Source organism: Geodermatophilus sp. SYSU D00697, assembly GCF_054050175.1.
In genome coordinates this window covers 145,080-164,598 of sequence record NZ_JBJGYV010000001.1, presented here as the reverse complement: position 1 = coordinate 164,598, position 19,519 = coordinate 145,080, and the positions used below count along the sequence as shown (strand labels likewise).

At 76.7% G+C, this 19,519-nt stretch carries 21 protein-coding genes; 4 read left to right on the top strand and 17 right to left on the bottom strand.

The window, feature by feature from the left end; all coding sequences use genetic code 11:
* Positions 1-5 precede the first annotated feature (5 nt).
* The 3 genes from ACI79C_RS00825 to ACI79C_RS00815 all read right to left on the bottom strand — a co-directional run bounded on the left by ACI79C_RS00825 (position 6) and on the right by ACI79C_RS00815 (position 2,594).
* The gene (locus tag ACI79C_RS00825) at positions 6-368 is read right to left on the bottom strand and encodes an NADH-quinone oxidoreductase subunit A (RefSeq protein WP_456943717.1); all 363 of its coding nucleotides are present in this window, start codon (positions 366-368) and stop codon (positions 6-8) included.
* A gap of 91 nt (positions 369-459) precedes the next feature.
* Positions 460-1,719 carry a geranylgeranyl reductase family protein gene (locus tag ACI79C_RS00820; protein WP_456943716.1) on the bottom strand — a complete coding sequence of 420 codons (1,260 nt, stop codon included), beginning with the start codon at positions 1,717-1,719 and terminating at the stop codon, positions 460-462.
* 149 nt (positions 1,720-1,868) lie between these two features.
* Complete coding sequence (locus ACI79C_RS00815) at positions 1,869-2,594, bottom strand: demethylmenaquinone methyltransferase (RefSeq protein WP_456943715.1); 726 nt, start codon at positions 2,592-2,594, stop codon at positions 1,869-1,871.
* Between the two features lie 35 nt (positions 2,595-2,629).
* Here ACI79C_RS00815 and ACI79C_RS00810 point away from each other — a divergent pair, with 35 nt between their 5' ends.
* Positions 2,630-3,904 carry an isochorismate synthase gene (locus ACI79C_RS00810; protein ID WP_456943714.1) on the top strand — a complete coding sequence of 425 codons (1,275 nt, stop codon included), beginning with the start codon at positions 2,630-2,632 and terminating at the stop codon, positions 3,902-3,904.
* 133 nt (positions 3,905-4,037) lie between these two features.
* On the opposite strand, the gene menD is transcribed toward ACI79C_RS00810, so the two are convergent.
* A complete protein-coding gene (gene menD, locus ACI79C_RS00805) occupies positions 4,038-5,753 on the bottom strand; it encodes a 2-succinyl-5-enolpyruvyl-6-hydroxy-3-cyclohexene-1-carboxylic-acid synthase (protein WP_456943713.1) in 1,716 nt (571 codons plus the stop codon).
* The gene (locus ACI79C_RS00800) at positions 5,750-6,697 is read right to left on the bottom strand and encodes an o-succinylbenzoate synthase (RefSeq protein ID WP_456943712.1); all 948 of its coding nucleotides are present in this window, start codon (positions 6,695-6,697) and stop codon (positions 5,750-5,752) included. The genes menD and ACI79C_RS00800 overlap by 4 nt, the downstream gene beginning before the upstream one ends.
* A 92-nt stretch (positions 6,698-6,789) precedes the next feature.
* Here ACI79C_RS00800 and menE point away from each other — a divergent pair, with 92 nt between their 5' ends.
* Together menE and ACI79C_RS00790 are read left to right on the top strand one after the other, a co-directional pair.
* On the top strand, positions 6,790-7,917 hold the full coding sequence (menE, locus tag ACI79C_RS00795) for an o-succinylbenzoate--CoA ligase (RefSeq protein ID WP_456943711.1): 1,128 nt from the start codon (positions 6,790-6,792) through the stop codon (positions 7,915-7,917).
* Between the two features lie 2 nt (positions 7,918-7,919).
* Positions 7,920-8,792 carry a 1,4-dihydroxy-2-naphthoate polyprenyltransferase gene (locus tag ACI79C_RS00790; protein ID WP_456943710.1) on the top strand — a complete coding sequence of 291 codons (873 nt, stop codon included), beginning with the start codon at positions 7,920-7,922 and terminating at the stop codon, positions 8,790-8,792.
* Positions 8,793-8,819: 27 nt separating this feature from the next.
* Here the strand turns inward: ACI79C_RS00790 and ACI79C_RS00785 are convergent, their stop codons facing one another.
* Together ACI79C_RS00785 and ACI79C_RS00780 are read right to left on the bottom strand one after the other, a co-directional pair.
* Entirely contained in the window at positions 8,820-9,137 is a 318-nt protein-coding gene (locus ACI79C_RS00785; RefSeq protein ID WP_456943709.1) for a DUF4229 domain-containing protein, read from the bottom strand.
* Entirely contained in the window at positions 9,121-9,567 is a 447-nt protein-coding gene (locus ACI79C_RS00780; RefSeq protein ID WP_456943918.1) for an Lrp/AsnC family transcriptional regulator, read from the bottom strand. Before ACI79C_RS00780 ends, ACI79C_RS00785 begins: the two co-directional genes overlap by 17 nt.
* Positions 9,568-9,669: 102 nt before the next feature.
* Here ACI79C_RS00780 and ACI79C_RS00775 point away from each other — a divergent pair, with 102 nt between their 5' ends.
* Positions 9,670-9,888 carry a hypothetical protein gene (locus ACI79C_RS00775; RefSeq protein ID WP_456943708.1) on the top strand — a complete coding sequence of 73 codons (219 nt, stop codon included), beginning with the start codon at positions 9,670-9,672 and terminating at the stop codon, positions 9,886-9,888.
* 64 nt (positions 9,889-9,952) lie between these two features.
* On the opposite strand, the gene ACI79C_RS00770 is transcribed toward ACI79C_RS00775, so the two are convergent.
* The 10 genes from ACI79C_RS00770 to ACI79C_RS00725 all read right to left on the bottom strand — a co-directional run bounded on the left by ACI79C_RS00770 (position 9,953) and on the right by ACI79C_RS00725 (position 19,505).
* Positions 9,953-10,234 carry a hypothetical protein gene (locus ACI79C_RS00770; protein WP_456943707.1) on the bottom strand — a complete coding sequence of 94 codons (282 nt, stop codon included), beginning with the start codon at positions 10,232-10,234 and terminating at the stop codon, positions 9,953-9,955.
* Positions 10,235-10,350: 116 nt separating this feature from the next.
* Positions 10,351-11,307: a c-type cytochrome biogenesis protein CcsB gene (gene ccsB / locus ACI79C_RS00765; RefSeq protein ID WP_456943706.1), complete on the bottom strand. Its 957-nt coding sequence runs from the start codon at positions 11,305-11,307 to the stop codon at positions 10,351-10,353.
* Positions 11,297-12,859 carry a cytochrome c biogenesis protein ResB gene (resB, locus tag ACI79C_RS00760; protein ID WP_456943705.1) on the bottom strand — a complete coding sequence of 521 codons (1,563 nt, stop codon included), beginning with the start codon at positions 12,857-12,859 and terminating at the stop codon, positions 11,297-11,299. The genes ccsB and resB overlap by 11 nt, the downstream gene beginning before the upstream one ends.
* 160 nt (positions 12,860-13,019) lie before the next feature.
* Positions 13,020-13,844 carry a cytochrome c biogenesis CcdA family protein gene (locus ACI79C_RS00755; protein ID WP_456943704.1) on the bottom strand — a complete coding sequence of 275 codons (825 nt, stop codon included), beginning with the start codon at positions 13,842-13,844 and terminating at the stop codon, positions 13,020-13,022.
* Positions 13,844-14,419, bottom strand: a complete 576-nt coding sequence (locus ACI79C_RS00750; protein ID WP_456943703.1) for a TlpA family protein disulfide reductase — start codon at positions 14,417-14,419, stop codon at positions 13,844-13,846. Before ACI79C_RS00750 ends, ACI79C_RS00755 begins: the two co-directional genes overlap by 1 nt.
* A gap of 56 nt (positions 14,420-14,475) precedes the next feature.
* A complete protein-coding gene (locus ACI79C_RS00745; RefSeq protein ID WP_456943702.1) occupies positions 14,476-15,123 on the bottom strand; it encodes a histidine phosphatase family protein in 648 nt (215 codons plus the stop codon).
* The gene (hemL, locus tag ACI79C_RS00740; RefSeq protein WP_456943701.1) at positions 15,123-16,496 is read right to left on the bottom strand and encodes a glutamate-1-semialdehyde 2,1-aminomutase; all 1,374 of its coding nucleotides are present in this window, start codon (positions 16,494-16,496) and stop codon (positions 15,123-15,125) included. Before hemL ends, ACI79C_RS00745 begins: the two co-directional genes overlap by 1 nt.
* Entirely contained in the window at positions 16,493-16,972 is a 480-nt protein-coding gene (locus tag ACI79C_RS00735) for a hypothetical protein (protein WP_456943700.1), read from the bottom strand. Before ACI79C_RS00735 ends, hemL begins: the two co-directional genes overlap by 4 nt.
* Complete coding sequence (gene hemB, locus ACI79C_RS00730) at positions 16,969-17,958, bottom strand: porphobilinogen synthase (RefSeq protein ID WP_456943699.1); 990 nt, start codon at positions 17,956-17,958, stop codon at positions 16,969-16,971. The genes ACI79C_RS00735 and hemB overlap by 4 nt, the downstream gene beginning before the upstream one ends.
* Entirely contained in the window at positions 17,955-19,505 is a 1,551-nt protein-coding gene (locus ACI79C_RS00725) for a uroporphyrinogen-III synthase (protein ID WP_456943698.1), read from the bottom strand. Before ACI79C_RS00725 ends, hemB begins: the two co-directional genes overlap by 4 nt.
* Between the last annotated feature and the right edge of the window lie 14 nt (positions 19,506-19,519).

Below are 19,519 nucleotides of genomic sequence, written 5' to 3'. Positions count from 1 at the left end.
CCTGGTCAGTCCCACTCGAGTCCGCCGCGACGCCACACGTAGGCGTACGCGAGGAACACGGTGGCGATGAACACGACCATCTCGACCAGCCCGAAGACGCCGAGCGCGTCGTTGGCGACCGCCCACGGGTAGAGGAAGACGATCTCGATGTCGAAGACGATGAAGAGCATCGCGGTCAGGTAGTACTTGACCGGGAAGCGACCGCCGGTCAGCGGCTGGTCGACCGGCTCGATGCCGCACTCGTAGGCGGCGAGCTTGGCCCGGTTGTAGCGGCGCGGGCCGACGAACGGCGCGACCGTCACCGAGAACAGCGCGAACGCCGCGGCCAGCGCGAACAGCCCCACGATGGGGACGTAGGTCGAGAGCATCAGCGGGACCCTCCGGCGAGGGGGCTTCCGGGCGCGGGGGTCCGCGGGCCCGTCGGGACGAGGTCGGCTCGGCGCATCGCGGCAGGCATGGTCACACCGCCGGCGCCAGTCGGGTGAGGACGTGGACGACGCGGTCGAACCGGTCGCCGTCCCGGCCGTCGGAGAGGTTGCCCATGAGCCGCAGGGCGGCGTTGACCATGCCCGGCCGCTTGAGGCCGTGGGCGGTGGCGAACCGCACCAGTCCCGGGCGGTCGAGCAGCGCGAGGAAGGCCGTGCCGAGCCGGTGGTGGTGGCCGTAGGCCTCGCGCAGCCGGGCGGGGTGGGCCCGCAGCGCGGCCTCCCGCGCCAGGCCCTCGGGCCGGGCGAGGGCCTCGACCGCCGCCTCCGCCGCCATCCGCCCCGTCTCGAGCGCGTAGCTGATGCCCTCGCCGTTGAACGGGTTGACCGTGCCGGCGGCGTCGCCGGCCAGCAGCAGGCCGCGGGTGTAGGCCGGCCGGCGGTGCAGCGCCATCGGCAGACCCGCACCGCGCAGCGGGGTGACCGCGTGCTCCTCGCCGAAGTGCCACTCCGGTGGGAGGGTCGCCAGCCACTCGCGCAGCACCGCGCGGGGCTCGGCGCCGGTCCCCCGGCGGCGGTCGAGCAGGCCGAAGCCGACGTTGCTCGTGCCGTCCCCCATGCCGAACGCCCAGCCGTAGCCGGGCATGGAGTCCGCGCTCGGCCCGTCGGCGGACAGGTCGAAGGAGATGTCCAGGTAGTCGTCGTCGGTGCGCGGGGAGCGGACGTACCGGCGGACGGCGACACCCAGCGGCCGGTCCTCGCGGCGGACCAGGCCCAGCGCCTTGCCCAGCCGGCCCGACAGGCCCTCGGCCGAGACGACCAGCGCCGCGCGCCAGTCGCCCCGGCTCCTGTCCGGGCCCTCCTCGGCGTGCACGCCGGCCACGCGCCCGGCGTCGTCGAGCAGCGGGCCGGTGACGGTGACGTCCTGCACGACCCGGGCGCCGGCCGCCTCCGCGTGCGCGGCCAGTCCGGCGTCGAGGTCGCGGCGGTTGCGGACCAGGCTGTAGGCGGGCCAGTGCGCCAGTCGCGGCCAGTCGACCTCGACGACCTGACCGCCCCCGGTGACCCGCAGTCCCTTGTGCCGGACCCAGCCGGTGGTGTCGACGCCCATGTCGGCCAGGGCCTTCACCCCGCGAGGCGTGAGCCCGTCACCGCAGACCTTCTCCCGCGGGAAGCGGGACTTCTCCAGCACGACGACGTCGAGGCCCGCCCGCGCGAGGTGCCAGGCCGCCGAGGACCCCGCGGGACCGGCGCCGACGACGAGCACGTCCGCCCGCCGCTCGCCGTCGTCCACCTCGGCCCCCTCGCCTCGCGTCCGCGCGACTTTGTGAAAAGGTTCACAAAGTCCCTCGGTCCCTACCTTATGCCGGGGTGTGACCTTGGTGACAAGTGGCCTTCCGGGAACCGCACGTCACGGTTCCATCTCGGCCCGCGCGGGAGGGGTCAGGCCCGGGGCTTGCGGCCCCGGTGCAGGGCCACCACGCCGCCGGTGAGGTCCCGCCAGGAGACGTCGGCCCAGCCGGCCGCCTGCAGCCGGGCGGCCAGCGCGGGCTGGTCGGGCCAGGCCCGGATCGACTCGGCCAGGTAGACGTAGGCGTCGGGGTTGCTGCTGACCGCGCGGGCGATCCGCGGCAGGGCGCGCATGAGGTACTCGGTGTACAGCGTGCGGAAGGGCGCCCAGGTGGGGCTGGAGAACTCGCAGACCACCAGCGTGCCGCCGGGCCGGGTCACCCGCGCGAACTCCCGGAGCGCGGCGTCGGGGTCGGCCACGTTGCGCAGGCCGAAGGAGATGACGACGCCGTCCACGCTCTCGTCGGCCAGGGGCAGCGCCATGGCGTCGCCGGCCACCTTGGGCACCGGGCGGTCGGCCCCGGCACGCAGCATGCCCTGGGAGAAGTCGCAGGCGATCGCCCGCACGCCGCCACCGGCCAGCTCCACCGTGGAGACCGCGGTGCCCGCGGCGACGTCGAGCACCGTCTGGCCGGGACGGGCGCCCAGCGCCTCCCGCGTGGCCCGGCGCCAGGCGGCGTCCCGGCCTCCGGAGAGCACCGTGTTGGTGAGGTCGTAGCGCCGCGCGACCCGGTCGAACATGGCCGCGACGTCGGCCGGCTGCTTGTCCAGACCCGCTCGCACGCCGGCGGTGTGTGCGCCCTCTCGCCGGTTCCCCACGGCGGGGACGCTACCGGGCTGCCTACGCTGGGTCCGTGACTGCGGCGGCCCTGACCTCCCCGGAGGCGCTGACGCCCGTCGTCACCACGACCCCGCTGCCCGACGTCCCCGCCCTGCTGGACGTCCTGCCGCGCGCCGGCGCCCTCTCCTGGGTGCGCCGCGGCGAGGGCCTGGTCGGCTGGGGCGAGGCCGCGCGGCTGGAGGTGTCCGGCCCGGCCGCGCTGGCGGAGGCGGCCGACTGGTGGGCCGGGCACAGCGCCGGCCTCGACGTCGACGACCGGCTCGGCGTCCCGGGCTCGGGGCCGGTCGTGTTCGCCAGCATCGCCTTCGACCCGGCCGCCGGCACCTCGGTGTTCGTCGTCCCCGAGGTCGTCGTCGGGCGGCGGGACGGCGTCGCGTGGGTGACCACCACGGGCGACGCGGACCCGCTGGACGTGCTGGCCCCGACCGCCGCCGCCGAGCCGGCCGCCCTGGGCCGGCTGCGGTACGCCGACGGGGCGATGGACTCCGCGTCCTGGTGCGCGACCGTGGAAGCGGCGGTGGAGCGGATCACGGCCGGCGAGCTGGCCAAGGTGGTGCTCGCCCGCGACCTGCTGGTGACCGCCGACGCGCCGCTGGACCCCCGCTCGCTGCTGGCCCGGCTGGCCACGCGCTTCCCCGACTGCTGGACCTTCGCCGTCGACGGGCTGCTGGGCGCCACCCCCGAGCTGCTGCTGCGCCGCACCGGCCGCGAGCTGTCCTCCCGCGTGCTGGCCGGGACGGCGCCGCGCGGCGCGGGCGCGGAGGACGAGCGGCTGGCCGCCGCCCTCCTCGGCTCGGCCAAGGACCGCGCCGAGCACGCGCTGGCCGTGGAGTCGCTGGTGCGCGCCCTGGAGCCGTACTGCTCGACCCTCACCGCGCCGGACGAGCCGGCCCTGCTGACGCTGGCCAACGTGCGGCACCTGGCCACCGACGTCACCGGCGTCCAGCGCCGCGGGGGTGCCCGGGGGAACGCCGGCCTGCTGGAGCTGGTCGGCGCGGTGCACCCGACCGCCGCCGTCTGCGGCACGCCCACGGAGGCCGCCGCCGGGGTGATCGGCGAGCTCGAGGGCATGGACCGCGGCCGCTACGCCGGCCCCGTCGGCTGGCTCGACGCCCGCGGGGACGGCGAGTTCGGCCTGGCCCTGCGCTGCGCCCAGCTGTGCGACGACGACCCGGCGACCGCGCGGCTGTTCGCCGGCTGCGGGATCGTCGCCGGCTCCGACCCGGCGGCCGAGCTGGCCGAGACCCAGGCCAAGTTCGCCGCGTTCCAGGCGGCCCTGGAGGCCTGAGGCCGCAGGCCGCACCCCGGTGGGGGTGTGCCGGACGCGCGGCGGCTCGGCAGCCCTGGGTCTGGACTGCCGAGCCTGGGTGCGCGGGACTGCCGGCCACCCCGCGCACCGTGGGCTGCCCCTGCCCCGACGATCACCGCCTCAACCGGCGCCCCACCCCGGCGATCAGGGCCTCGGCCGCGGCGGTCCGCAGCGCGGCCGCCAGCTGCGCCTCGGCCCGCTGGTCGGTGCGGACGACGGCCACCCGCGGACCCCCGGTCGCGAGGACGGCGGCCAGCTGCGCCGGACCGTCCACCGCGGTCGCCGGCCAGCCCAGCGCCTCGGCGACGGCGACCAGGTCCCGGCCGTGCGGCGTGCCGAACACCCGCCGGTAGCCGGCCTCGTACCGCGACTGCCCGGGCTCGAGCTGGGCGAAGATCCCGCCCCCGTCGTTGTCGGGCACCACGAGGGTGAGGTCGGGCAGCACCTCACCGTCCCCCGGGAGCAGGCCCTGCAGGTCGTGCAGGAAGGTCAGGTCACCGAGCAGCGCCACCGCGGGGCCGCCGCCGGCCCGCTGGTGGGCGAGCGCCGCACCGACGGCGGTGGACACCGTGCCGTCGATCCCGGCGACCCCGCGGTTGGCCAGCACGCGGACGCCGCCCCGGGGCACGGCCAGGCGGTCGACGTCCCGGACCGGGGTGGAGGAGCCGAGGACCAGCAGGGCGCCGTCGGGCAGGGCGGCGACCAGGTCGCGGGCCAGCCGTCCGGCCGACAGCCCTGGGACGGCGTCCAGCAGCCCGTCGACCGCCGTCCCCACCCGGCCGGCCGCCGCGCACCAGGCCGCCCGCCAGGCCGGGTCGGCCGCCGCCCCGCCGGCCGGGAGCGCCCCCACGGCCGCCGTCGAGCGGCCCGCGTCGGCCCACCGCGGCGCGGCCGCCACCGTCTCCACCCGCACCGCGGGGTCGGCCAGCAGCGCCGACACCGGCCGGGACAGGGTGGGCCGGCCCACGACCAGGACCCGCTCCGGACGGTGGGCGGCCAGCCAGTCGGCCGCGCCGAGCAGCAGTGCGCCACCGCGCACCGCCGCCGACCACGCCCCGCTGGAGGGCTCCGCGACGACCGGCCAGTTCCGCTCGCCGGCCAGCTCGGCCGCGGCCCGGCCGAGCGCCTCGGGCGCGTCCCCGACGACCACGAGGGTCCGGACCGGACCGGCGTCGCCGTGTGGGGGGACGCGCGGGACGGCGCCGTCGGTCCAGGGCGCGCCGCCGGGGCGGCCGGCCCACGGCTCGGCGAGCTCGGCGGGGGCGGGGTCGTCGGGCAGCAGCGGCTCCCGGAACGGCAGGTTCAGGTGCACCGGACCGGGGTCCGCCGAGAGCGCTCCGCGGGCGGTCAGCAGGGCCTTGGCCACCAGCGAGCGCCAGTAACGGTTCTGGGCGGCCTCCCGTCCGGCCTCGGGCACGCCGACGTCCACCGCGGCGCGGACCGCGCGCCCGTAGAGGCCGGGCTGGGTGATCGTCTGGTTGGCCCCGGTGTCGCGCAGCTCCGGCGGGCGGTCGGCGGTGAGCGCCAGCAGCGGCACGCCGGAGGCGTCGGCCTCGAGGACGGCGGCGTGCAGGTGCGCGGTCGCCGTCCCGGAGGTGGTCAGCACCGGCACCGGGCGCCCCGAGGCCCTGGCCAGCCCGAGGGCGAGGAAGGCCGCCGTCCGCTCGTCGATGCGCACGTGCAGGGTCAGCCGCCCCGCGCGCTCGGCCTCGAACAGGGCCAGCGCGACCGGCGCCGACCGCGAGCCGGGGGCGAGCACCGCGTCGGTGACGCCGCCGCGGACCAGTTCGTCGACGAGCACCCGCGCCAGCGCGGTGGAGGGGTTCACGCGGCCACCGCGGCGAGCCGGGCGCGCCAGCGGGCCTCGACCTCGGGCCCGGCGGCGACCTCGCCCAGCCGGTCGGGCGTCACCGGCCGGACCGGCAGGACGCCGTCGACCGGGAGCAGCGGGTCGCCGGTGACGTCGCCGGTGAACAGCGCGACGGTGGCCAGGCCGCAGGCGAAGGGCAGCTCCGGCAGCGCGGCGGCGAGCGCGACGCCGGCGGCGATGCCGACCGACGACTCCAGCGCCGAGGACACGACGCAGGGCAGGCCGTGGGCCTCGGCCACGCGCAGCGCCGCGCGCACGCCGCCCAGCGGCTGCACCTTGAGGACGACGACGTCGCAGGCCTCCCGCAGGTCCACCCGGAGCGGGTCGCCCGCCCGGCGCACCACCTCGTCGGCGGCGACCCGGACGTCGACCCGGCGGCGCAGCGCGGCCAGCTCGGCGAGCGTGGCGCACGGCTGCTCGACGTACTCCAGGCCGACTCGGTCCAGCTGCCGGATGCGGCTCACCGCGGTGTCGACGTCCCAGGCGGCGTTGGCGTCGACCCGGATCGCGCCGCCCGTTCCCAGCGCGTCCCGGACCGCCTCCACCCGCGCCAGGTCGTCGGCGGGGGTCTGCCCGGGCTCGGCGACCTTCACCTTGGCGGTGCGGCAGCCCGACGCCGTCACGATGCCGTGCGCCCGGTCGGCGTCGACGGCCGGCACGGTCACGTTCACGGGGACCGACGCCCGCACCGGCGCCGGCCAGCCCTCGTCCGCCGCCTCCACGGCCGCGGCCCACCAGCGGCGGCTCTCCGCGACGTCGTAGTCCCAGAACGGGGAGAACTCGCCCCAGCCGGCCGGGCCTCGCACGAGCACGCCGTCGCGGACGTCGATGCCGCGGAACCGTGTGCGCATCGGCACCGACCAGACGTGCGGCTCGAGCTGGTCCCCGGCCGCGTCCGTCACGCAGACCAGCGTAGAGAAGGCCGCCGTGCCGCCCACCACGCGCACGCTCGGGGCGGGTCCCTGCCGAGGGCCGCGCAGTAGCCTGGTTCCTCGTGCCCCGGCAGCTCACCGTCCTCCCCGCGCCGGCCGACCCGCTCGACCTCCTCCCCCCGCTGCGCGCCGCCCTCGACGGCCTGGCGCCCCTCGCCGTGCTCCCCGCCGGCCCCCCGGCGGCCGGAGCGGCGGCCCGCGCGGTGCTGCGTCCCGAAGCGCCGCTCGAGCCCGGCGCGGACCTCGTCGTCGTCACCTCCGGCTCGACCGGCGACGGCCGCGGGGTGCTGCTGGCGGCCGCCGCGGTGCGCGCCTCCGGGGAGGCCACGCTGGCGCGGCTCGGTGGTCCGGGCAGCTGGCTGCTGGCGCTGCCGGTCTCGGCGGTCGCGGGGCTGCAGGTGCTCTGCCGGTCGGTCCTCGCGGGCACCCGGCCCACCGTGCTGGCCAGGGACGAGTGGCTCGCCGACGCCCTCGCCCGCATGCCCGGCGGACGGCGGTACACCGCCCTCGTGCCCACCCAGCTGCGCCGGTACCTCGACGCGGAGGCCGGCGCCCTGCGGGCGTTCGACGCGGTGCTGGTCGGCGGGGCGGCCACCGACCCGGCCCTGCTGGCGCGGGCGCGGGAGGAGGGCGTCGCCGTCGTGACCACCTACGGCATGACCGAGACGGCCGGCGGCTGCGTGTACGACGGGGTGCCGCTGGAGGGCGTGCGGGTGCGCGTGGCCGACGGGGGCGTCGAGCTGGCCGGGCCGGTGCTCGCGCTCGGCTACCGCCTCGACCCCGAGGGCACCGCGGCCGCGTTCGCCGACGGCTGGTTCCGCACCCGGGACGCCGGCTCGCTCGACGGTGACCGGCTCACCGTGCAGGGCCGGCTGGACGACGTGGTGGTCACCGGCGGGGTCAACGTGGCGCCGCAGGCGGTGGAGGGGGTCCTGCGCGAGCACCCGGACGTCGTCGACGCCGTCGTCTTCGGCCGGCCGGACGACGAGTGGGGGCAGCGGGTGGTCGCCGCCGTCGTCCCGGCTCCCGGCGCCGAGCCCGACCTGGCCGGGCTGCGGCCGTGGGTGGCCGACCGGCTGGGAGCGCCCGCCGCCCCGCGGGAGCTGCACCGGATCGCCGCCGTCCCGACCCTGCACACCGGCAAGCCCGACCGCCGCGGCGTCGCGGCGGTCATCGACGAGAGGCACTGACCATGGCCACCCCCGCGCAGTGGCTGGCCGGCGCCCGCCCCCGCACGCTGCCCGCCGCCGTGGCGCCCGTGCTCGTCGGCACCGGCGCGGCCGCGGCGCTCGACGGCTTCCGCCTCGGCCCGGCGCTGCTGGCCATGGTCGTCGCGCTGGCCCTCCAGGTCGCGGTCAACTACGCCAACGACTACTCCGACGGCACCCGCGGCACGGACGCGGCGCGGGTCGGCCCGATGCGGCTGGTCGGCTCCGGTGCGGCGACGCCCCGCCAGGTGCTCCTCGCGGCGGTGCTGTCCTTCGCCGTGGCCGGGGTCGCCGGGCTGGCGCTGGCGGCGCTGTCGAGCTGGTGGCTGGTCGCGGTCGGGGCGGTCTGCATCGTCGCGGCCTGGACCTACACCGGGGGCCCGCTGCCCTACGGCTACCGGGCGCTGGGCGAGGTGTTCGTCTTCGTCTTCTTCGGCCTGGTCGCCGTCGTGGGGACGACGTTCGCGCAGACCCGCACGGTGGAGGGGCTCGCGGTGGCCGCCTCCGTGCCGATCGGGCTGCTCATCGTGGCCCTGCTCGTGGTGAACAACCTCCGCGACATCGACGGGGACGCCGCCGTCGGCAAGCGCACCCTGGCGGTGCTGGTGGGCGACCGGGGCACCCGCGTGCTGTTCACCGCACTCGTGGTCGTCGCCTTCGCGGTGGCCGTCGCCATCGGCGTCGTCCGGCCCTGGGTGCTGCTGACCCTGCTCGCCGCCCCGCTGGCCGTGCCGCCGGTCCGCACGGTGCTCTCCGGCGGGCGGGGGCCGGTGCTCATCGGCGCCCTGCAGGGCACGGGGCTGCTCACCCTCGTCACCGGCGTCCTGCTGGGCGCGGGCCTTGCCCTCAGCGGCTGAGGCCCGCTGCCTCCCGGGGGTCCTCCCTCAGGCGCCGTCGCCGGTGAGGCGGGCGGTGATGTCCTGCTTGGCCTGCCTGCGGGCGACGCTGCGCGCGGCCAGCCCCTCGGTCAGCCGCTCCCGGGACGGGCGCAGCAGCAGGTACGAGACGGGCATCGACAGCAGCAGCCCGAACAGCAGGCCGGGGAAGCCGGGCAGACCCAGCCACCACAGCAGCAGCACCAGCGCGGCCGCGATGGCGAACCGGCCCACGGTGTAGATGACCAGCCAGGGGGCGATCCGCGGCCGCGCCGCCGGTCCCCCGGTCGGCGCCTGCGGCACCGTCGGTTCAGCGCTCTCGGCCATGTCGGCCCTCCCACTTGGTGCTCAGCACGACCGTCGTCCGTGTCCGGGCGACGCCTCTGATCCTGTTCAACGCGCTGATGGTGGCCTCCAGTGCCGGGATGTCGGTCACCCGCACCTTGAGGACGTAGCCCTCGCTGCCGGCGACCCGCCAGCAGTCCTCGACCTCGGGCATGGCGCGCAGCGCCTCCTCGATGCCGGTGTCGTCGACCGAGTCGCTCTCGATGACGCTCACCAGCGCGGTGACGTCGAGCCCCAGCGCGGCCGGGTCGACGATCGCCTCGTAGCCGAGGACGACGCCCGCGGCCTCCAGCTTGCCGACCCGCTCGTGCACCGCCGGGGAGGACAGCCCCACCTGCCGGGCCAGCTCCGCGTAGCTCGCCCGCCCGTTGGCGCGCAGCAGGTCGATCAGCTGCCGGTCGACGGCGTCGATGGCCCTCTCCCCTCACCCGCGGCTGCCTGCCGCGGTCGAGTATCGCCGCGCACGTACTGTGGAGCGCACTCGGGCTCGACGGACGAGGGGGGAGCAGACGCCATGGCCTTCGTGGTGGTGCTGGTGGTGGCGATCGCCGTGGTCGTCCTGGTGATGCGCGCGGCCGCGCAGGGTCCCGGCGGGAGCGGCGGCGTCCGCGCGCCGCGCCGGCCTCGTCCCCGGCCGCAGCGGGACGTGCGGCCGATGGCCCCGGACGACGACCCGGACTTCCTGCGGGAACTGGAGCGCCGCGCCCGGCGGGACGACGGCTCCCCCGCCTGAACGACCCCTGGAAGGACCCCTGGAGGACCCCCGCAGGCTCGCGGCGGGCCTCCGGACGGGGCCGTCAGGCCGCCCGCGACCCGAACAAGCGTCGCCAGCCGCGCGGCCGCGCCGGTGCGGCGGGTGGCCGCTGCGGGGCCGGGTCGGTCATGCCGCCCGGCCATCCGGTGCTCCCCCCGGTGGACGGGCCCTCGTCGGTCCGCGCGGGCCAGCCGACGTTGCTGCGCGTGCCCTCGGCGCGCAGGTCCCCGTGCCGCCCGGAGGGCATCCCCTCCGCCCGCCGGGCCAGCGCCGCGGCGACGACGGGGTGGACAGCGGCGCCGTCGGCGGCCGCGTGCCTACCCATGGCGGACCGCCCCGTTTCGCGTCATGCGCGCATGGAAGCACGCGCGCTGCCCCGCGTCACGTCGCCGGGCGCCGGGATCCCGGGCGTGTCATCCCGACGGAGGGGTGCGGGGACGCTCAGCTGACCCCGGCGTAGCTGTGCAGGCCGGTCGAGACCATGTTCACGTAGAGCAGGTTGAACACCATCACGAGCAGGCCCACGACGTCGACCCACGCCGCCGGGCGGCCCCGCCAGCCGGCCGTCGTCCGGGCGTGCAGGTAGCCGGCGTAGACGACCCACGCGATGAACGCCCAGGTCTCCTTGGGGTCCCAGCCCCAGAACCGGCCCCAGGCGCTCTCGGCCCAGATGGCGCCGGCGATGACCGCGAAGGTCCAGATCGGGAAGCCGAAGACGACGGTGCGGTGGGCGACCCGGTCCAGCGTCGCCGCCGAGGGCAGCCGGTCGAGCACCGACGTCCCACCGTGCCCCCCGCGGGCGTCGTGCCGGACGCGCAGCAGGTAGAGGACGCTGGCGATGCCGCTGACGAAGAACACGCCGAAGCCGATGATCGCGGTGCTGACGTGCACCGCCAGCCAGCTCGACCGGAGCGCGGCGACCAGCGGCCCGGCCTCGGCGTAGAGGAACAGCCCGATCGCGACGAGCGAGAGCACCACGGGGGCGAGCACGAAGGCGCCCATGCTGCGGACACCGGGCACGCGCACGGCCAGCACCAGGAAGGCCACCACACCGATGAGGACCACGGCGGTGGCGAACTCGTACATGTTGCCCCAGGGCAGCCGCCCGGCGGCCATCCCCCGGGCGACCAGGACACCGGCGTGCACGACCGCGCCCACCGCGGTGAGGCCGACGCCGACCAGCCCCCAGCGGGCGCTGCGCTGCGCGACGGGGGGCGCCGGCGCGTCGCCGTGCACCCCGGGAGCGCTCGCACCGACGCCGGTGGCGACCAGCTCGCGGGCCGGCCGGCGACCGAAGGCCAGCTGCGCGGAGAAGGCGACGACCGCCACCGAGTAGAGCGCGACGGTGATCGAGAAGAGCGAGTCCGACAGCTCGGCCAGCGACTGGTCAACGGGCACTCGGGGAGCCTCCGGTTCCGGTGCGGACCCCGCCGGACGACGGGGCGGGAGTCGTGGGGGCGCGCTCGTCGAGCGCCGCCCGCAGGCGGCCGGTCAGCTCGGCGAACCGGGTGGCGCTCTCGCCGCCACCCCTGGTCAGCGAGCCGACCGTCAGCACGGTACCGCCGCCGCCGAGGGCCGGTCCGACCCGGGCGAAGAAGCGCTCGCGGCGCAGCAGCAGCAGGGCCAGCAGCCCGACCAGCAGGCTGACGGCGGCGCCGAGAACCCACACCTGGCCGGGGTCGTGGGAGAACTGCAGCGCGGCGAACTGCGCGACGCCGTCGAAGGTGATCGCCGTGCCGTCGGGCAGCGTCAGGGTCTCCCCCACCGCGAGGTTGGCGCGGCCCACCTCGGTCAGCCGGCCACGGTCGATCTGGCTCTGGTCCAGCGAGTACACCGACTGCGGCAGGCCCGAGTCCAGGCCCAGGTAGCCCTGGAAGGCCAGGATCGCGACCTGCGGGTCCAGCGGCCGCGGGTCGACCGAGGTCAGGATGCCGCCCTGGAGCACGCCGGTCGGGGCGAAGAAGCCCTGGATGGCCAGCTGGTCCTCGACCCCGGCGCCGAGATCGGGCAGCTTGAGCGCGCCCTCGCTGGCCAGCGTCGACTGGTCGGTGGGGAGGAAGGGCGCCGAGACGCCCTCGAAGACCTGGCCGTCGGGGAGCGTGACCGTGAACCGGGGGCTGTAGCCGTGGCCGGTGACGTAGACGCGGTCGCCGTCGATCCGCAGCGGGTCGTTGACGCCGATCGTCGTCGTCCGGCCCTCCTCGCCGGGAGCGCCGTAGGAGACGTCCGCGGTGTAGGAGGACGCGGTGAGGTCCTCCTCGTACTCGGCGCGGAAGTCGTCGAGGTCGACGCACAGCGGCGTGAGGTCGGCGCCCTCGACCAGCGGGCCGGCGGAGTAGGTGTCGTACTGCTGGAAGGAGTTGCAGAACCCCTGGCCCTCGGTGACCAGGATGCTGCCCTCGTACCCCCAGAGCTTGCCGCCGGCCAGGCCGAGCAGCAGGGCGACCAGGGAGAGGTGGAACAGGATGTTCCCCGACTCCTTCCAGAACCCCTTCTCGGCCGACAACTCCGGCCCGGCTGCCGCAGGACCCGGCGGGGTCGACACCGCGCCGTCCCGGCGGACCACCCGGAAGCGGAGCACCCGCAGCTCCTCCTCGACCACGTCGAGGGCGGCGGGGCCGGCCAGCGGGGTGGCCAACTCGGCGGAGTCGGGCAGCCGCAGCAGCCGGCGGGGTGCCGGCGGCGGGGCCGCGCGCAGCGCGCGGACGTGTTCGACCAGCCGCGGGACGACGCAGCCGATGAGCGAGACGAACAGCAGCAGGTAGACCGCGGCGAACCACGGCGAGCTGAAGACGTCGAACAGGTACAGCTGGTCCAGCCACGGCGCGAGCGTCGGGTGGTCGACGAAGTACTGGCGCACGTTGTTCTGGTTCAGCGACCGCTGCGGCAACAGGGACCCGGGGATGGCGGCCAGCGCCAGCAGGAACAGCAGGATGATCGCCGTCCGCATGGCGGTGAGCCGGCGCCACCAGCGCAGCGCCAGGTTCAGCGCGCGCCGTCCGGGCGAGGGGCGGGCCGGTGGCTGGGGCGGGGGGGGGGGGGGGGGGGGGGGGGGGGGGGGGGGGGGGGGGGCGGGGCCCCCCCGCCCGCCCCCGCCGGGGCGGTCACGGTCACAGCGAGGTCTCCGCGAGGCCGGTGGCGGCCAGCCAGGACCGCAGCCACCCCATCATCTCCGTCCACGCGCCGGTGACCAGCAGGACGCCGACGACGAGCAGCAGCGCGCCGCCGATGCGGGTGACGGTGCGCGCGTGCCGGCGCAGGAAGGACGTCGTGCCCAGGGCCCACCGGGCGCCGAGGGCGACCAGGACGAAGGGCACCCCCAGCCCCAGGCAGTAGGCGACGCCGAGGAGGGCGCCGCGCCCTGCGGTCGCCTCGACGTAGGCCAGCGAGTTCACCGCGGCGAGCGTGGGCCCCAGGCACGGCGTCCAGCCGAGGCCGAAGACGACGCCCAGCAGCGGCGCCCCGGCCAGCCCGGCGACCGGGCGGGCCGAGAGCCGGGCGGTGCGCTGCAGGAACGGCAGCCAGCCGAGGAAGGCCAGCCCCATGACGATCGTGACGACGCCGAACACGCGGGTGAGGACGTCGGCGTGCTGCAGCAGCAGCCGGCCCAGCCCGCCGAACGCGGCGCCGAACGCGACGAAGACGACGGTGAAGCCGAGGACGAACAGCAGCGCGCCGAGCACCATCCGGCCGCGGGGCGAGCGCTCGTCGACCTCGGTGCGCACCGCGGTCGCCGTCCCGCCGCCCACAGGGGTCGGGGCCGCGGCGCGAGGACGCGCGCCGGCGCCGGCCAGGCCGGTGACGTAGGAGAGGTAGCCGGGCACCAGCGGGAGGACGCACGGCGAGGCGAAGCTGACCAGCCCGACCAGGGCGGCCACCCCGGCGGCGACGAGCAGCGGGCCGTCGGTCACCAGGCCGCTGAAGGTCTCCCCCATCAGCCCTCCTCCGCCAGCAGCCGGTCGAGCACGGCGCGCAGGTCCTCCTGCGCGACCTCACCGGTGTAGACGGCCGCCACCCGGCCGTCCCGGTCGAGCACGATCGTGGACGGGATCGCGTTGGCGGGGTAGTCCCGGAAGGCCAGCGCGACCTCGCCGCGGGGGTCGTAGAGGGAGGGGAACTCGATGCCCTCGCTGTCGACGAAGGCCTGCGCGAACTGCTCGCTGGTCTCCTTGACGTTCAGCCCGAGGAACGCGACGCCCCGGTCGCGGACGTCGGCGTAGACCTCCTGGAACTCGGGGGTCTCCACCCGGCAGGGCGGGCACCAGGAGCCCCAGAAGTTGAGGACGGCGACGTCCCCGGACAGCTCGTTCGAGGAGAACTCGCCCCCGCCCAGCAGGGTCCCGGAGAAGTCCGGCGCGGCGGCCCGCTCACCCTCGGGGATGACCTCCCCGGCCGGGGTGCCCGCGACGAAGCGGAACTCGCCGCCGTTGTTGACGTCGACCGCGTTCGCCCCGGTGGAGCACCCGGCGAGGAGCACCGCCCCGGCCAGGACCCCGAGCAGGTGACTCATCCCGGGGCCACCGCGGCGGCGTGGAGCGCCGGCGGAGCGTCGTCGTGGGGTGGACCTCATGCGCCGGGGACCGCGTCAGGGTCGGTGGCGCCGGCCGGCTCGGCGTAGGAGAGCCCCACGAACCGGTCGCCGTCGTAGGTGAGCGAGGTGACGCTGGCCAGGCCGCACTGCCGGCGGCGCGGGTCGTGCGCGAAGCGGCATCCCTCGAGGTGCAGCCGCAGCGTCCAGATGGGCAGCTGGTGGCTCACGCAGACCGCGGCCGCGCCACGGGCGGCGTCGCGGGCGGCCTCGACGGCGGCCAGCATCCGGGCGGCGATCTCCACGTAGGGCTCGCCCCAGGAGGGCCGGAAGGGGTTGCGCAGCTTCCACCAGTGCTGAGGCTGGCGCAGCGCGCCGTCCCCGACGCCGACCCGCAGCCCCTCGAAGGCGTTGCCCGCCTCGATGAGCCGCTCGTCGACGGTCACCGGCAGGTCCAGCACCTTCGCGATCGGCACGGCGGTCTGCTGCGCGCGCTCCAGCGGGCTGGACACCAGGTGGGTGACGTCCTTGTCCTCGAACCACTCGGCGGCGGCCAGTGCCATCGCCTCGCCGGTGTCCGACAGCCGGTAACCGGGCAGCCGGCCGTACAGGACCTTGTCGGGGTTGAAGACCTCGCCGTGGCGCAGCAGGTGGACGACGGTGGTCTGCCCCCGTGACGGGGCCATCAGGTGCTCATCTCGGCGGGGTCCTCGGCGGGCGGCGCGGTGGCGGGCTCGGCGGCCGCGGCGGCGCGGGCCGCGGCCGGGAGCGCGTCGAGCACCCGGTTCACGGCCTCGTCGTCCAGGGCCGCGCTCACGAACCACGCCTCGAACGCCGACGGCGGCAGGTAGACCCCGCGGGCGAGCATCGCGTGGAAGAAGGCGGTGTAGCGGGCGGCGTCCTGGGAGCGGGCGTCGTCGTAGTCGCGCACCTGCCGCTCGTCGGGGACGAAGAAGACCGAGAACATCGACCCGGCCTGCTGCACCCGGTGGCGGACGCCGGCGGCGAACAGCGCCGCGCTGGCCGCGCCGCGCAGGGTCGCGGCGACCTCGTCGCAGCGGGTGTAGACCTCGTCGGTGCAGTGCCGCAGCGTGGTGAGCCCGGCGGCGACCGCGACCGGGTTCCCCGACAGCGTCCCGGCCTGGTAGACCGGCCCGGCCGGCGCCAGGTGGTCCATGAGGTCGGCGCGGCCGCCGAACGCGGCGGCGGGCAGCCCGCCGCCCATGACCTTGCCGAAGGTGAACAGGTCGGCGTCGACCGGGTCGAGGCCGTACCAGCCCGAACGCGAGACGCGGAAGCCGGTCATGACCTCGTCGAGGATGAGCAGCGCCCCGTGCCGGGCGGTGATCCGCCGGAGCTCGGCGTTGAACCCGTCCAGCGGCGGGACGACGCCCATGTTGCCCACCGCGGCCTCGCTGATGACCGCGGCGATCTCCGAGCCCCGCTCGGCGAAGACGGCCTCGACGGCGGCGACGTCGTTGTAGGGCAGGACGACGGTGTCGGCCGCCGCGCCCGTGGTGACGCCGGGGGTGTCGGGCAGGCCCAGGGTGGCCACCCCGGAGCCGGCCGAGGCGAGCAGGGAGTCCACGTGGCCGTGGTAGCAGCCGGCGAACTTGACCAGCAGCGGCCGGCCGGTGACGCCCCGGGCCAGCCGCACCGCCGACAGCACCGCCTCGGTGCCGGAGTTGACCAGCCGCACCCGCTGCACCGGCGGCATCCGGGCGATGATCTCCTCGGCCAGCTCCAGCTCGCCCTCGGTCGGGGCGCCGAAGGTCAGCCCACGGCGGGCGGCGGCGGTGACCGCCTCGACGACCGCGGGGTGGGCGTGGCCGAGGATCAGCGGTCCCCACGAGGCGACCAGGTCCACGTACCGGCGCCCGTCGGCGTCGGTGAGGTAGGCGCCCCGGCCCGACACCATGAACCGCGGGGTGCCACCGACCGCGCGGAACGCACGGACCGGGCTGTTCACCCCGCCCGGGGTCACCCGTTGCCCGCGGGCGAACAGGTCGGCCGACGTGGGGGCCTCGTAGGCGTACGGGGGGCTGTCCAGCGAGGTCACGACCCCAGTGTCCCTCTCCTGTCCGGGTGCCCGTCGGGGGCGTCGGTCACAGCGGCGATCAGCGCGGTGGTGAGTGCGGCCGGGTCGCGGGTGGGGACCAGCACGGTGCGCCCGTCGACGAGCCGCAGCGGCAGCCCGGCCCGCCCGCGCGGCAGCGATGCCGTGCCGCCGAGCACGGGAGCACCGGCGTCCACCCCCGCCGTCCCCGCGGCCACGGCGCGCAGGTGGGCGACGTCGACGTCGGCGAGCGGCACCCGTTCGCGGCCGACGGAGAGCGCCTCGTCGTCCACCCGCACCGTCCCGGCCCGGCGGGCCATGAGCGTGTGCCCGGCGACGGCGCCCAGGACGATGACGGCGAGCGGCCAGGGCAGGTCCAGGCCCGGCAGTGCCAGGTCCAGGACGGCGAGGAGCCCGAGGACCCCGGCGGCCAGCCAGAACGGCCGCCAGGAGCCCCCGGGCTCGACGTACGGGGTCACCGCACCCAGCGGGCGGCCTCCACCGCCCAGTAGGTCAGCACGGTGCCGGCGCCGGCCCGGCGGATGGCGGTGAGCGTCTCCAGGATCGCCCGCTGCCGGTCCACCCAGCCGTTGGCGGCGGCCGCCTCGAGCATCGCGTACTCGCCGCTGACCTGGTAGGCGCTGACCGGGACGTCGACGGCGTCGGCGACCCGGGCGACGATGTCCAGGTAGGGCAGCGCGGGCTTGACCATGACCGCGTCCGCGCCCTCGGCGAGGTCCTGCGCGACCTCGCGCAGCGCCTCGTCGGCGTTGGGCGGGTCCATCTGGTAGGTCGAGCGGTCGCCGAACTGCGGCGCGCCCTCGGCGGCCTCGCGGAACGGGCCGTAGAAGCCCGAGGCGTACTTGGCGGCGTAGGCGAGGACCGGCGTCTCGGTGAACCCGGCGCTGTCGAGCCCCGCGCGGATCGCCGCGACCTGGCCGTCCATCATCCCGCTGGGCGCCACCAGGTGGGCGCCGGCCTGGGCCTGGGCGATCGCCACCGCCGCGTAGCGGTCCAGCGTGGGGTCGTTGTCCACCACGCCGGCCGGGGTCACGACGCCGCAGTGCCCGTGGTCGGTGTACTCGCACAGGCACAGGTCGGCCATGAGCACCAGCTCGTCGCCGAGGTCGGCGCGCAGCTGCTGCAGCGCGACGTTGACGATCCCGTCGGCGGCGTCGGCCTGCGAGCCGACCGGGTCCTTGTCCGCGGGGATGCCGAAGAGCATCAGCCCGGAGATGCCGGCCTCGGCCGCCTCGTGCGCGGCCTTGCGCAGCGAGTCCAGCGTGTGCTGGACGACGCCGGGCATCGAGGAGATCGGCACCGGCTCGGTGATGTCCTGCTTGACGAAGACCGGCAGCACGAAGTCCGCCGGCGCCAGCCGCGTCTGCGCGGTGAGCCGCCGCAGCGCGGGCGTCGACCGCAGCCGGCGCCCGCGCGCGAACCCGGGGGTCGCTCCGCTGCTCACTTGGGGTCGCCCTCCTCCTCGGCCCGGCGAGCCGCGGCGAACGCGGCCAGGGCGTCCACCAGCGGGGCGACGGCGGCGGTCTCCGGCTGGACGTCGACCCGCAGGCCGAACTCCTGCGCGGTGGCGGCCGTCTGCGGGCCGATCACCGCGACCACGGTCTTCGCGTGCGGCTTGCCGGCGATGCCGACCAGGTTGCGCACGGTGCTCGACGAGGTGAAGCACACCGCGTCGAAGCCGCCGCCCTTGATCGCCTCGCGGACCGGGGCGGGCGGCGGAGCGGCCCGGACGGTCCGGTAGGCGGTGACGTCGTCGATCTCCCAGCCGCGCTCCTTCAGGCCCGCGGCGAGGGTCTCGGTGGCGATGTCGGCGCGCGGCAGCAGCACCCGGTCGATCGGGTCGAGGACGTCGTCGTACTCCGGGAAGTCGGCCAGCAGGCCCTGGCTGGACTGCTCGCCGGCCGGCACCAGCTCCGGCGCGATGCCGAAGGCCCGCACCGCCTCGGCGGTCTGCTCACCGACGCAGGCGACCTTGACGCCGGCGAACGCCCGGGCGTCGAGGCCGAGCTCGGCGAACTTCTCGCGGACGGCCTTCACCGCGTTCACCGACGTGAAGACGATCCAGCCGTAGCGGCCGGTGACCAGGCCCTTGATGGCGCGGTCCATCTGCGCGGGGCTGCGCGGCGGCTCGACGGCGATGGTCGGCACCTCGACCGGCACCGCACCGTAGGCGCGCAGCCGGTCGCTCATCTCGCCGGCCTGGTCCTTGGTGCGCGGGACGAGCACCCGCCAGCCGAACAGCGGCCGGCTCTCCCACCACGACAGCTTGCCGCGCTTGTCGACGGCCGACCCGACGGTCGCCACGACCGGCCCGGCGACGGCGTCGAGCCCGGCGGTCTTCTCCGCCACGGCGGTCAGCTTGGCGACGACGCTCTTCTGGCCGGTGCCCGAGCCGCCGGTGGTCACCACGACCGGCGTGCTGCCGGAGAGCCCGCCCTCGACCAGCCGCGCCGCGGCGTCGGGGAGGTCCTCGGCGCTGCCCTGCAGGACCAGCGGGGCGTCGAGGCGCTTGGCCGCGGCCGCGAGCGCGGCGAGGTCGGCCTCGCCGCCGCGCAGGTCGGCGGTGACCGCGGTGCTGCCGAGGGCGACCCCGGCGAACGCGGGGACGGCGGTGGCGGGCGCGACGCCGGGGACGACGTCGAAGCCCACTGACGAGCGGCCGACGGCGAGCACCTCCTTGACCGCGGCATCGGAGGTGAACGGGTCACCGGCGACCAGGCGGACGACGGTGCCGCCGCTCTTGGCCGCCGCGACCGCCGTCTTGGCGACCTCGGCCGGCTCACCGGTGACGGTGGTCAGCTCCAGCCCGGGACGCTCCTCGCGGACGGCGTCGGTGAGCGCGGCCGGGACGTCGGCGTCGACGAGGACCGTGTCGGCCTCGGCGAGCGCCGCGGTCGCCCGGGCGGTCAGCATCCCGGGGTCGCCCGGGCCGGCGCCGACGAAGACGACCGTGCCGGCCGTCCCGCCGTTCTGCTTGCGGAAGCGCGTCATCGCGTGCTCCTGTT

Bases quoted from the DNA above. Each gene is read 5' to 3' on its own strand.
- ACI79C_RS00775 (WP_456943708.1), top strand. From the start codon at position 9,670: ATGGCCTTCGTGGTGGTGCTGGTGGTGGCGATCGCCGTGGTCGTCCTG.
- ACI79C_RS00755 (WP_456943704.1), bottom strand. From the start codon at position 13,844: ATGGGGGAGACCTTCAGCGGCCTGGTGACCGACGGCCCGCTGCTCGTC.
- ACI79C_RS00725 (WP_456943698.1), bottom strand. From the start codon at position 19,505: ATGACGCGCTTCCGCAAGCAGAACGGCGGGACGGCCGGCACGGTCGTC.
- ACI79C_RS00750 (WP_456943703.1), bottom strand. From the start codon at position 14,419: ATGAGTCACCTGCTCGGGGTCCTGGCCGGGGCGGTGCTCCTCGCCGGG.
- ACI79C_RS00745 (WP_456943702.1), bottom strand. From the start codon at position 15,123: ATGGCCCCGTCACGGGGGCAGACCACCGTCGTCCACCTGCTGCGCCAC.
- ACI79C_RS00770 (WP_456943707.1), bottom strand. From the start codon at position 10,234: ATGGGTAGGCACGCGGCCGCCGACGGCGCCGCTGTCCACCCCGTCGTC.
- ACI79C_RS00790 (WP_456943710.1), top strand. From the start codon at position 7,920: ATGGCCACCCCCGCGCAGTGGCTGGCCGGCGCCCGCCCCCGCACGCTG.
- ACI79C_RS00825 (WP_456943717.1), bottom strand. From the start codon at position 368: ATGCTCTCGACCTACGTCCCCATCGTGGGGCTGTTCGCGCTGGCCGCG.
- resB (WP_456943705.1), bottom strand. From the start codon at position 12,859: ATGCGGACGGCGATCATCCTGCTGTTCCTGCTGGCGCTGGCCGCCATC.
- ACI79C_RS00785 (WP_456943709.1), bottom strand. From the start codon at position 9,137: ATGGCCGAGAGCGCTGAACCGACGGTGCCGCAGGCGCCGACCGGGGGA.